This window comes from Tepidibacillus sp. LV47 (genome assembly GCF_048381575.1).
Classification (GTDB): Bacteria; Bacillota; Bacilli; order Tepidibacillales; family Tepidibacillaceae; genus Tepidibacillus.
Window position 1 is genome coordinate 20,030 of sequence record NZ_JBLWIF010000001.1, and the last position, 12,997, is coordinate 33,026.

The following is a 12,997-nucleotide window of genomic DNA, read 5'->3' on the forward strand; positions in this document are numbered from 1 at the left end:
GGAGATATAAAATGAATAGAGAAAATGAAATCAAAAAAATAGAAGAAATGTGGCAAAATGACCCGAGATGGGAAGGGATTATCCGCCCCTACCGTGCAGAAGATGTTGTACGTTTGCGTGGATCTATACAGATTGAATATACTTTAGCACGAATGGGAGCAGAACGATTGTGGAATTTACTCCATACAGAGGATTACGTTCCTGCGCTTGGCGCTTTAACAGGAAACCAAGCATTACAACAAGTAAAAGCAGGATTAAAAGCTATTTATCTTAGTGGCTGGCAAGTGGCTGCTGATGCTAACCTAGCAGGGCAAATGTATCCTGATCAAAGTTTATATCCAGCTAATAGTGTTCCACATGTTGTAAAGCGAATCAATCAAGCCTTTCAACGAGCAGACCAAATTCAAACGGTAGAAGGTAAGAATGATATTTATTGGTTTGCTCCAATTGTTGCCGATGCAGAAGCAGGTTTTGGTGGTCATTTAAATGTGTTCGAATTAATGAAGGCAATGATTGAAGCAGGTGCTGCTGGAGTCCATTTTGAGGATCAACTTTCATCGGAGAAAAAATGTGGGCATATGGGAGGGAAAGTATTAATTCCTACACAAACAGCGATACGTAATTTGATTGCTGCTCGCTTAGCCGCCGACGTCATGGGTGTGCCCACTATTATTGTCGCAAGAACGGATGCAGATTCAGCTCAATTAATCACTAGCGATATCGATCCGAGAGACCAGAAATTTATTACAGGTGAACGAACGGAAGAGGGATTTTATCGAATTAAGGGAGGAATCGAAATGGCAATTGATCGTGCCCTTTCGTTTGCTCCATATGCAGATTTACTTTGGTTTGAAACAAGCAAACCAGATATTGAAGAGGCAAGAATATTTGCCGAGGCGATTCATGAGAAATATCCAGGTAAACTACTTGCTTATAATTGTTCACCATCTTTTAACTGGAAATTAAATTTAAGTGATGAAGAGATTCTTAACTTCCAAAAAGAGATTGGTAAAATGGGTTATAAGTTTCAATTTGTTACCCTTGCAGGGTTTCATGCACTTAATCATAGTATGTTTGAATTGGCGTATGATTATAAACAACGGGGAATGGCAGCATATGCAGATTTGCAAGAACGTGAATTTGCTAGTGAGGCAAAAGGGTATACGGCTACAAGACATCAACGGGAGGTTGGAGCTGGGTACTTTGATGAAATTACAATGGTAGTGACTGGCGGGTCAACTTCTACCACCGCATTAACGGGTTCAACAGAGGAAAAGCAATTTAGAGTTTCTGTATAATCTAATCCCATGATTTTCGATTATAGATAATTGTGTATATTCCCCATTTAGATGTTTGTTACTTCCCGGGGCTGTCCTAAAAGTAGTAATTAACCCCGAAATCTAGAAAAGCAACCCCAAAGAATGTTGATTTTACAGCATTCTTTGGGGTTTAATTTTGGCGGATTTTCAACTTAAATGGACTTTTTAGACAGCTCCCTTTTTTTTGATTTTTTTTGCGAAATATGTTACATAGTATAAAGATAATATACTAAGATGATCAAAAAAAAGATTTTTGAAATTCTAAGATAAAGAGGAGACTCCAATGAATAAAAAACCTGAGGAAACAAGAGTAATTGTTGGAATGTCTGGTGGTGTAGATTCATCTGTAGCCGCATTATTGTTAAAGCAACAAGGTTATGATGTTATTGGTGTATTTATGAAAAATTGGGATGACCGTGATGAATTTGGCCATTGTACTGCTGAAGATGACTATCAAGATGTAATTCGAGTATGTAATCAGATTGGAATTCCCTATTATTCTGTCAATTTTGAAAAGGAATACAAGGAAAAAGTTTTTAACTATTTCCTTGATGAATATAAAAAGGGAAGAACTCCAAACCCTGATGTTATGTGCAATCGAGAAATTAAATTTGGAGAGTTTTTAGAAAAGGCATTAGAGCTTGATGCAGATTATATTGCGACAGGACATTATGCAAGAGTAAGAAATATCAACGGGGAATTTCAACTATTAAAAGCTATTGACCAAAACAAAGACCAGACTTATTTTCTCAATGTGTTAAATCAATATCAATTATCAAAGACGATGTTCCCAATTGGTCATCTACAAAAAAGTGAAGTTCGCAAGATTGCACAAGAAAATGGATTGGCCACGGCTAACAAGAAAGATAGTACGGGAATTTGTTTTATTGGGGAACGCGACTTTCGTGAATTCTTAAGTAAGTTTCTTCCTGCACAACCTGGTGAGATACGAACCTTAGATGGTGAGGTAAAAGGAACCCATCAAGGGTTAATGTATTATACTCTTGGTCAACGTAAAGGATTAGGAATTGGCGGAGAAGGAACAGGAGAGCCGTGGTTTGTTGTTGACAAGGATGTAAAAAATAATATCTTATATGTTGCACAAGGTGCAAACCATCCAAGTCTTTACTCAAAAGGCTTGGTAGCAACCGATGTAAATTGGATTTCAGGCAAACCACCAGCAAAACAGTTTACTTGTACGGCAAAATTCCGTTATCGTCAACCTGATCAAAAAGTAACTGTTATAATTAAGGAAAATCATACTTGTGAAGTCATCTTTGAAGAGAAACAAAAAGCGATTACCCCTGGACAAGCTGTTGTCTTTTATCAAGACGAAGTTTGTCTTGGTGGAGGAATTATTGACCAAGTTATAAGGTGATAAAATATATTTATACACAAAACGCCCTTTTTAGGAAAAATGGGCGTTTTTTTATGCTCAAAGTTTGAATGTTGTCATATCTATCTTTTTATTTGCATAATTTGGATTCTGTAGATGTTTTTTCTCAGCTAGCGATGATAAACGGAAGGGAATGGAGTTATGGTATTACCTCTATATCCAGAAGAAATTTTTCCAAGTGAAACCGATCTCTATTTATTCCACGAAGGGAATCTATTTCATAGCTACAAAATGTTAGGTGCTCATCAAATGGAATACAAAGGGATACAAGGGGTTCGCTTTACGGTATGGGCTCCACAAGCAAAAGAAGTTCGGGTCGTTGGCGACTTTAATCAATGGAAGGGAAAACAATATCGAATGAAAAGAATCAATCATGCAATATGGATGATTTTTATTCCTGGATTAAAAAATGGTGACCTGTATAAATATGAGATCCATACCGAAAAAGAAATCTTCTTAAAATCTGATCCCTATGCTTTCTACTCAGAACAAAGACCGAATACGGCTTCCATTGTTTATTCAATGGATGGTTATCGCTGGAATGATGACAAATGGATGCAAAAGAAAAAAAACTGCTCCATTTATCATCAACCACTATTGATTTATGAAGTACATCTTGGATCTTGGAAAAAAAAGAATGGAAAATTCTATACGTATCGGGAATTAGCTGATGAATTAATTGATTATGTCGTTGATCTAGGTTATACCCATATCGAACTATTACCATTAGCTGAACATCCTTATGACCAATCTTGGGGTTATCAGATCACGGGCTATTATTCCATTACTAGTCGTTATGGTACACCAGATGATTTTAAGTACTTTGTTGACCAATGCCATCAAAAAGGAATAGGAGTTATTCTCGATTGGGTACCTAGCCATTTTGCAAAGGATGCCCACGGCTTAAGACTCTTTGATGGTACACCATTATATGAATATGCTGACCCTAGAAAGGCAGAAAAACCTGGGTGGGGAACGTTAAGTTTTGATTTTGGTAAACCGGAAATTCATAGTTTTCTCATTTCTAATCTGATTTTTTTTCTAAAAGAATATCATATTGATGGATTTCGGGTAGATGCTGTTTCAAGCATGCTCTATTTAGATTTTGATAAAAAAGATGGAGAATGGGTTCCCAATCAATATGGTGGAAAAGAAAATCTAGAAGCAATTTCATTCTTACGAAAATTAAATGAAGTAGTTTTCAAATACGATCCAACCATATTAATGATCGCTGAAGAGTCAACAGCTTGGCCAATGGTCAGCGCACCAATCTATCTTGGTGGGTTAGGTTTTAACTATAAATGGAATATGGGTTGGATGAACGATACGTTACGATATATGGAAATGGATCCCATTTACCGCAAATATCATCATCATTTGCTCACCTTTTCTTTTTTCTATGCTTTTAGTGAAAATTTCATTCTTCCATTATCCCATGATGAGGTTGTTCATGGGAAACGTTCTCTATTAAATAAAATGCCAGGTTCCTATTGGGACAAATTTGCTAGTTTACGACTCCTCTATGGATATATGATGGCTCACCCAGGAAAAAAGATTCTATTTATGGGTGGAGAGTTTGGTCAATTTGATGAATGGAAGGATCAATCGGAATTAGATTGGAACTTACTAGATTTTGAATTGCATCGCAAAATGAAACAGTATGTGAATGAATTAAACCACTTTTATCGAAAAGAGCCGGCTTTATGGGAATTCGATCATATGCAAGAAGGGTTTCAGTGGATCGACCCACATGATGTGAACCAAAGTATTATCACATTTATGAGAAAAGGGAAGAAAAAAGAAGATTGGATCGTGATCGTTTGTAATTTTACCCCAATGATTTATGAAAACTATCGAATTGGTGTTCCGTTTTTAGGGGAATATATTGAAATTTTTAATAGCAACGAAGAGAAATATGGCGGTAATGGTTTAACAAATAGGAATCGATCCCTACTAGCTGAAGAAATAAGTTGGCATAACCAATCTTATAGTCTTGAAATTAGAATTTCACCATTATCGGTTCATTTTTTTAAGATTTCACGAATTCAAAAGGAAATTAGGAGGATTCAATATGTACCGAAAAGAAGTAGTCGCTATGCTTTTAGCAGGTGGGGAAGGAAAACGATTAGGAGTTCTAACAAATAGACTAGCAAAACCTGCTGTTCCTTTTGGTGGCAAATATCGAATCATTGATTTTCCCTTAAGCAATTGTAAACATTCAGGAATCGATACAGTTGGGGTGTTAACTCAATACGAGCCATTGGTATTAAACTCTTATATTGGTGTTGGCAGTCCATGGGGTCTAGACCGAAAATGGGGTGGTGTAACTGTTTTACCCCCTTATGTACAACAGGGTGGAGGAAGATGGTATAAAGGGACAGCAAATGCTGTTTATCAAAACATTCCGTTTATCGAACGATATCATCCACGGTATGTTCTTGTGATATCGGGTGATCACATTTACAAAATGAATTATTCATTGATGTTGAAACATCATATCGAGAAAAATGCTGAATTAACAATTGCTGTGGTTGAGGTTCCTTGGAAGGATGCGAATCGATTCGGCATTATGAATACAGATTTGGATCATCGCATTTTATCATTTGAGGAGAAACCAAAACACCCCAAGAATAACCTTGCTTCTATGGGAGTTTATATCTTTAATTGGGATGTTTTACGCTTTTATTTGATTAAAGATGAAAATAACCCGAATTCAAGTAATGATTTTGGAAAAGATGTTATTCCAATGATGTTACGTGATAAAAGAAAGCTATATGCCTATCCTTTTAAAGGCTACTGGAAGGATGTTGGAACGATCGAAAGTTTATGGAGTGCCAACATGGATTTATTATCTAGTCAACCAAGCTTAGATTTAAATGATGATTATTGGCGAATTTGTTCGGCAAATACCACTTTTCCTCCTCAATATATTGCGCCAACAGCGAAAGTGAAAAACTCGTTAATCAATGAAGGTAGTGAAATCTACGGGGAAGTGAACCATTCTGTTATTTTTTATGGAGTTCATGTAGGTAAAGGGAGTATCATAAAGGATTCAGTGATCATGCCAAATGTAAAAATTGACGAAAATGTTGTAATCAATCGATCGATCATTGGTGAAGGGACAATTATCAAGGATGGTTGTCGTATTGGAAGCGAAAACGGAGAAATTACTTTAATCGAAGAAAAAACACAAATCTTTGGCTCACCTCAAGTAGAAGATACTCATACAGTCAAAATAAATTCATAATAGGGAAAGGAGAAATTGATGCAATGGAAGATGTACTAGGAGTGATTAATCTAAGTAATGATCGTCATGAGTTAAATGAATTAACCTTTCATCGTTCAAGTGCATCTGTCCCTTTTGGCGGAAGATATCGCCTGATCGATTTTACATTATCAAATATGGTGAATTCCAGAATACGGGACGTTGCAGTGTTTGCCTTAAATAATTATCGTTCATTAATGGATCATTTAGGAACGGGAGCAGAGTGGGACCTTAATCGTAAACGGGGCGGTTTATTTTTCTTACCTCCTTTTTTAGAATATTCTTCGGTTCATTTAAAGGGAGACTTGCATCATTTTTTTGATCATATCGATTTCTTTTACCGCGGCCAGCAAAAATACGTGCTGATCTCTAGTGGGAATCTAGTGGCGAATATGGATTTTCGACCTGTTTTTGAATTTCACAAAATGACAGGGGCAGATATAACGGTAATCTATAAGGAATTGAATCCGGAACTTGATAACGAAAAGTCTTATAAAAAAATAAAAATGAATGAAAATGGGCGAATTGTTGAAATGGATCATGAATTAAATCAACTCCAATCAAATAAGGGGTCTTTAGAAATCTATATTCTTGAAAAACAGCTTTTATTGGACTTGATTCAAACGAATATAGAAAATGGGAAATATGATTTTCTTAAGCATTGTATCATTGATCATCTTGATCAATTGAAAACCGTCGGATTCAAATACACTGGATATGCAGTAAAAATCGATTCATTACAAAGTTACTATCATCATAGTATAAAATTGTTGTCGGAAAATCTTTGGCAAAAGTTGTTTGTTAAACCAGGTCTTATCTATTCAAAAGGGAAAGATGATCCTCCAGCAAAATATTTTGCTGGTTCGGAAGTGTCCAATTCTATCATCGCAAATGGTTGTTTGATAGAGGGAAAAGTGGAAAACAGTATTCTTTTTCGAGGGGTTAAGGTACATAAGGGAGCAGTGATTAAAAATAGTATCATCATGCCAAAGTCTGAAATAGGTAAAAATACCGTGATTGAGAATGCGATCTTAGATAAGGAAGTTTTTGTTTCACCTGGAAGAACATTAATTGGAACAAAAGATCAACCCCTTGTCCTTGAAAAAAAGAGTATGATTTAAATTTTCCAAGAAAGGATTAATTGAATATGAATGTTCTTTTTGTTGCTTCAGAAGGTGTACCTTTTATCAAAACAGGGGGGTTAGCAGATGTTATTGGATCTTTGCCAAAAGAATTAAAAAGACAAGAGATTGATGTCCGAGTATTTTTACCTAACTATAAACAAATACCAAAAGAATTTAAAGAGAAAATGGTATTAATGAAAACATTAGAGATTTCTTTAGAATGGAGAAAGCAGTATTGTGGGATTCTGAAGTATAAATATCAGGATGTTACTTACTATTTTATCGATAATCAGTTTTATTTTAATCGTGACCAAATTTATGGCTACAATGGTACATTTGATGAAGCTGAACGTTTTGCTTATTTTAGTAAAGCCGTTTTGGAGGCTCTGCCACATATTGATTTTCAACCGCAAATCATTCATTTACATGATTGGCAAACTGCATTGATCAGTGTTTTTTTAAAAGCGTATTATCAATACTATGACTTTTATAAAAATATTCGTACCGTTTTTACGATCCATAATTTGAGATACCAAGGAGTTTTTCCTAAGTCAATCTTAGGAGATCTATTTGACTTGCCAGAAGAGTTTTTTACAATGGATGGGATTGAGTTTTACGGACAGGTTAATTTTTTAAAAGGAGGATTAGTTTTTTCTGACAAGATTACAACTGTAAGTCCAACCTACGCCAAGGAGATTCAGTATCCTTATTTTGGTGAAGCTTTAGATGGAATTCTGCGAAAGAGAAATAACGATTTATCGGGAATATTAAATGGGATCGATGAGGATGAATATAACCCTGCTACAGATCCCCATCTTTTTGCCCGTTATGATCATTCTCTAGAACAAAAAAAGAAGAACAAAATGAAGCTTCAAGAAGATTTAGCCTTACCCATCCGTCCAGATATTCCAATGATCGCGATCGTGTCAAGGCTTGTAGCACAAAAAGGATTGGATTTAATCATTCATGTTTTAGATGAACTTTTATCTGAAGATATTCAAATGATTATTCTAGGAACAGGTGAACGGTATTATGAACAGATTTTTTTAGATGCGATGATTCGCTTTCCCGAAAAATTATCCGTACATATTTTATTTGATGAAAGGCTTGCGAGACAAATCTATGCAGCGTCCGACTTTCTGTTGATGCCTTCATTATTTGAACCATGTGGTTTAAGTCAGTTAATTGCTCTTCGCTATCACTCTGTTCCCATTGTGCGAGAAACAGGGGGATTAAACGACACCGTTCAACCTTATAATGAATGGACAAAAGAAGGGAATGGATTTAGTTTTACCAACTATAATGCTCACGATATGCTCTATACCATTCGAAGGGCAATTCATTTCTACTATGATCAAGACCATTGGAACCAGATTCATAACAATACTGCCAAATTGGATTATAGTTGGAAATTTTCAGCGAAACAGTATCTCGAGCTATATCGCCATTTACTTCAGGGTTAAGGGGGAAAACCATGTTTACCAATAAAGAGAGCTTTAAGAGTGCTTTTCTCGAACGGTTAGAGAACATGTACGGAAAGAATATCAATGAAACGACAACAATAGAACAATATATGGCTTTAGGCAGTTTAGTCAAGGAACAGATTAATAAAAACTGGATATTAACAAAAAAGATTTACCGCGAAAGAGGGGAAAAACAAGTATATTATCTATCAATGGAATTTTTACTTGGCAAAATGCTAGGGATGAATTTGATTAATTTGGGTATCTATGAGGTCATTGAAGAAGGGTTAAAAGATTTAAGAATTTCTCTTAGTGACCTTGAGCAACAAGAACCGGATCCTGGTTTAGGAAATGGAGGATTAGGAAGGCTTGCAGCATGTCTTCTTGATTCAATGGCCTCTTTACATCTACCGGGACATGGATGTGGAATTCGCTATAAATACGGGCTATTTGAACAGAAGATTATGGATGGTTATCAAGTTGAACTTCCCGATTATTGGTTAAGAGAAGGGAATGTTTGGGAAGTTCGAAGATCGGATAAAGCCGTAGAAGTTCGATTTGAGGGGAATATTTGGGTTGAAAAAGTAGGGGAACGACTTGTGTTTCATCATGAAAACTTTGAATCCGTCTTAGCAGTTCCCTATGATATACCGATACCAGGATACAAGAATAAAACCGTAAATACCTTGCGATTATGGAGCGCTGAATCAGCAATTAAAGATTTTGATTTTCAGTGTTTAAATAATAGAGACTATCAGAAGATTGTGGAGTACAAACGATCAACAGAAGCGATTTCTGAGTTTCTTTATCCGGATGACAGTAAAGAGGAAGGGAGAATTCTTCGTTTAAAACAACAATATTTTCTTGTATCAGCTGGATTGCAAAGCATTATTCGCAGTTATAAAAAAAGGCACCAAAATATCAAGGATTTTCCTAATAAAGTGGCGATTCATATCAATGATACCCATCCTGTATTAGCAATTCCCGAACTAATGAGAATCCTAATGGATGAAGAAGGTTTAGAATGGGATGAAGCGTGGTCGATTACAACGAGAACCATTTCCTATACGAATCATACAACGCTGCAAGAAGCCCTTGAGCGCTGGCCCATTGACATGATGAAACGTCTATTACCCCGCATCTATATGATTATCGAGGAAATTAATGAACGATTTTGTCGAGAATTATGGAATAAATACCCTGGTGAATGGGGACTGATTCATGAAATGGCCATCATTGCAGATGGGCAAGTGAAAATGGCCCATTTAGCAATCGTAGGAAGTTATCAGGTAAATGGTGTATCTAAAATTCATACCGAAATTTTAAAAAAGCAAGTGATGAAAAACTTTTACAATTACTTCCCTTATAAATTTCATAACAAAACAAATGGTATCACCCACCGTAGATGGTTATTAAAAGCAAATCCATTATTAGCGAAACTCATCTCAGATGCAATTGGTACCAATTGGATTGAACATCCTACTGATTTAAATTATCTATTGAATTATGCCAAAGATCCATCCTTTCAAGAGCGAATTTCACGAGTAAAAAGACAAAATAAAATTTCTCTATCCAATTATATTAAAGAAAAATATCATATTGCTGTTGATCCCGATTCGATTTTTGATGTACAAGTGAAAAGACTTCATGCCTATAAACGGCAGCTGTTAAATGTTTTTCATATCATGGATCTATATAATCGCTTGAAAGAAAATCCTAATCTAGATATAGTTCCCCGAACATTTATTTTTGGAGCAAAGGCCGCTCCCGCATACTTTTTAGCCAAACGAATTATTAAGTTAATCAACACCGTTGCTTCACTAGTGAACAATGATTCAACGATTCAAGGGAAAATTAGGGTAATTTTTGTTGAGAACTACGGAGTAAGTCTAGCAGAAAAAATTATTCCTGCAGCAGATATTGGGCAACAAATTTCTACGGCAAGCAAAGAAGCATCGGGTACTGGAAATATGAAGTTTATGATGAACGGAGCGTTAACCCTTGGAACATTAGATGGGGCGAATATTGAGATAAAAGACGAGGTAGGGGAGGATAATATTTTTATTTTTGGTTTAACCCCGCAAGAAGTATTAGATTATTATCAATATGGTGGCTATCGAGCAAGGGATTTATATCAAAGCGATCCTCGCCTACGCAAAATCTTGGATCAACTTATTGATGGTTTCTTCTTAAAAGAAGTAGTCGATTTTAAATTTATCTATTATTCTTTATTACAAGAAAACGATGAATTTTTTGTGCTCAAGGATTTTGCTTCATATGCGGATGCACAGAAAAGAATTGATCAATTCTACAAAGACCAAGAAAGCTGGATAGAAAAAAGTATTATCAATATTGCCCATTCTGGTATTTTTTCTAGTGATCGAACGATTTTAGAATACGCTTCTGGAACATGGGAAGTTCGGCCCATTTTCATATCGTAGAATAAGGGGACTGGAGGCACAAGGATGGTAAATGATTGGATTTATCATAACTCCTATGATTTGTTTTATCGTAATCCGTTTGGTGCAGTTCCATGTAAGCAACAAGTTGAGCTAAAGATAAAACTTCAGCGAACGAACAAAATTGATAAAGTAACCCTACGACTATGGATAGAAGGGGAAGAAAAAAAAGAGTTTCCTATGTCTCCTTTGGAAGGGGAAGAAGGAATCTATTCAGTTCAAATTACCACACCATCTACACCTGGATTGGTGTGGTATTATTTCATGGTAGTAACAAATGGACAAATCGTTTATTATGGAAATAATCAAGCAAAACAAGGTGGAATAGGTGAAGCTTCAGAACAAATTCCTCATCCATATCAGATCACTGTTTTTCTAAATAAACATCTACCTCCTTCTTGGTTTTACGATACTGTGCTGTATCAAATTTTTGTTGATCGTTTCTTTAATGGAAATGAAAATGGAAATGTTTTAAACCCAAAAAAGAATAGCTTAATTCACGCCCATTGGGAAAATGATCCGATTTATATTAAAGATGAGAAAACTGGCAAAATCGCAAGATGGGATTTTTTTGGTGGTAATCTGATCGGGGTGAAAAAAAAATTACCCTATTTAAAAAAATTGGGTATACGTGCCATTTATTTCAATCCAATATTTGAAGCACAAAGTAACCATAAATACGATACAGGGGATTATCACAAGATTGATCCCATGTTTGGTGATGAAGAGATTTTTCGCGATTTAGTGAACGAAGCAAAAAAAATAGGGATTTCAATTATATTGGATGGAGTTTTTAGCCATACAGGTAGCGATAGTATTTATTTCAATAAAGAAGGAACTTATCCATCCATAGGTGCCTATCAATCACAAAATTCTCCTTATTATTCTTGGTATCGCTTTTATGAGTTTCCTCATCGGTATGATTGTTGGTGGGGAATCGATTCATTACCCAATGTGAATGAATTAGATCCGTCTTATTTGGACTTTATCATCTATCATCAAAATAGTGTGTTAAAACATTGGTTAAAAATGGGGATAAAAGGCTGGAGGCTTGATGTAGCCGATGAACTTCCAGATCTTTTTATTAAAAAGTTCAACAAAGTTCTAAAGGAACAAAATAAAGAAGCTGTTTTAATCGGAGAAGTTTGGGAAGATGCATCAAACAAAATCAGTTACGGACAAAGACGGGAATATCTCTATGGAGAAGAATTAGACTCTGTAATGAATTACCCTTTTCGTCAAATCGTCATTGATTTTTTATTAGGGTATAAAGATTCTCATGCAGTTCATTCAACATTAATGAGTCTTTATGAGAATTATCCTCTCCATCATTTTTATAGCTTAATGAATTTATTAGGTAGTCATGATGTTCCTCGAATTTTAACTGTCCTTAAAGAGAAACTACCACAAGATTTAGACCCGATTAAGAAACGAAAAATGGCCATTAAACGGTTAAAATTAGCTTCCCTTTGGCAAATGACATTTCCAGGTGTTCCTTCTATTTATTATGGAGACGAGGCTGGACTTGAAGGGGGAAATGATCCTTTAAATCGTCGAGGATACCCTTGGGGGCGTGAGGATCAAGAATTGTTAAATTGGTTTCAAGAAATCATTGCCATACGTAATCAATATGACGTTTTACGAACAGGTGACTGGATTTCTTTTTTTCCTGAAACTGATGTTTATGGGTATATAAGACAAATTAAAAATGGTATCGATGCTTTAGGTCGAAAACGAAGAGAAAACATTGCGATCATCATCTTTAATCGCAATCTATTTTTTAATAAGCATGTTGTCTTAGATATTTCTAAGTGGGTATCAAATATACGGATGATCAATCTGTTGAATCAAAACGAAGAGACTGTAATTAAAAACGGCATGCTTGAACTTACTTTAAAACCATTAGAAGGGAAATTATTGATGAACAAGTAACTTTCTCTCTAATGTCTAATTAAAGACAAAAAGAGCCGA

8 protein-coding genes are annotated in these 12,997 nt (G+C 35.6%); all 8 read left to right on the forward strand.

What is annotated here, in order from left to right:
- Positions 1 to 11: 11 nt before the first annotated feature.
- The 8 genes from aceA to ACMW72_RS00120 all read left to right on the forward strand — a co-directional run bounded on the left by aceA (position 12) and on the right by ACMW72_RS00120 (position 12,958).
- A complete protein-coding gene (gene aceA, locus ACMW72_RS00085; protein WP_418366797.1) occupies positions 12 to 1,298 on the forward strand; it encodes an isocitrate lyase in 1,287 nt (428 codons plus the stop codon).
- A 304-nt stretch (positions 1,299 to 1,602) separates the two neighbouring features.
- On the forward strand, positions 1,603 to 2,697 hold the full coding sequence (mnmA, locus tag ACMW72_RS00090) for a tRNA 2-thiouridine(34) synthase MnmA (RefSeq protein WP_418366798.1): 1,095 nt from the start codon (positions 1,603 to 1,605) through the stop codon (positions 2,695 to 2,697).
- A 159-nt stretch (positions 2,698 to 2,856) separates the two neighbouring features.
- Entirely contained in the window at positions 2,857 to 4,860 is a 2,004-nt protein-coding gene (gene glgB / locus ACMW72_RS00095; RefSeq protein ID WP_418366799.1) for a 1,4-alpha-glucan branching protein GlgB, read from the forward strand.
- The gene (locus ACMW72_RS00100) at positions 4,787 to 5,962 is read left to right on the forward strand and encodes a glucose-1-phosphate adenylyltransferase (RefSeq protein WP_418366800.1); all 1,176 of its coding nucleotides are present in this window, start codon (positions 4,787 to 4,789) and stop codon (positions 5,960 to 5,962) included. The genes glgB and ACMW72_RS00100 overlap by 74 nt, the downstream gene beginning before the upstream one ends.
- A gap of 23 nt (positions 5,963 to 5,985) precedes the next feature.
- Positions 5,986 to 7,101, forward strand: a complete 1,116-nt coding sequence (gene glgD / locus ACMW72_RS00105) for a glucose-1-phosphate adenylyltransferase subunit GlgD (protein WP_418366801.1) — start codon at positions 5,986 to 5,988, stop codon at positions 7,099 to 7,101.
- 26 nt (positions 7,102 to 7,127) lie between these two features.
- Positions 7,128 to 8,567, forward strand: a complete 1,440-nt coding sequence (gene glgA / locus ACMW72_RS00110) for a glycogen synthase GlgA (RefSeq protein ID WP_418366802.1) — start codon at positions 7,128 to 7,130, stop codon at positions 8,565 to 8,567.
- A gap of 11 nt (positions 8,568 to 8,578) precedes the next feature.
- Entirely contained in the window at positions 8,579 to 11,008 is a 2,430-nt protein-coding gene (locus ACMW72_RS00115) for a glycogen/starch/alpha-glucan phosphorylase (RefSeq protein ID WP_418366803.1), read from the forward strand.
- 24 nt (positions 11,009 to 11,032) lie between these two features.
- Entirely contained in the window at positions 11,033 to 12,958 is a 1,926-nt protein-coding gene (locus tag ACMW72_RS00120) for a glycoside hydrolase family 13 protein (RefSeq protein ID WP_418366804.1), read from the forward strand.
- Positions 12,959 to 12,997: the final 39 nt, after the last annotated feature.

Bases quoted from the DNA above. Each gene is read 5' to 3' on its own strand.
- aceA (WP_418366797.1), top strand. From the start codon at position 12: ATGAATAGAGAAAATGAAATCAAAAAAATAGAAGAAATGTGGCAAAAT.
- mnmA (WP_418366798.1), top strand. From the start codon at position 1,603: ATGAATAAAAAACCTGAGGAAACAAGAGTAATTGTTGGAATGTCTGGT.
- glgB (WP_418366799.1), top strand. From the start codon at position 2,857: ATGGTATTACCTCTATATCCAGAAGAAATTTTTCCAAGTGAAACCGAT.
- ACMW72_RS00100 (WP_418366800.1), top strand. From the start codon at position 4,787: ATGTACCGAAAAGAAGTAGTCGCTATGCTTTTAGCAGGTGGGGAAGGA.
- glgD (WP_418366801.1), top strand. From the start codon at position 5,986: ATGGAAGATGTACTAGGAGTGATTAATCTAAGTAATGATCGTCATGAG.
- glgA (WP_418366802.1), top strand. From the start codon at position 7,128: ATGAATGTTCTTTTTGTTGCTTCAGAAGGTGTACCTTTTATCAAAACA.
- ACMW72_RS00115 (WP_418366803.1), top strand. From the start codon at position 8,579: ATGTTTACCAATAAAGAGAGCTTTAAGAGTGCTTTTCTCGAACGGTTA.
- ACMW72_RS00120 (WP_418366804.1), top strand. From the start codon at position 11,033: ATGGTAAATGATTGGATTTATCATAACTCCTATGATTTGTTTTATCGT.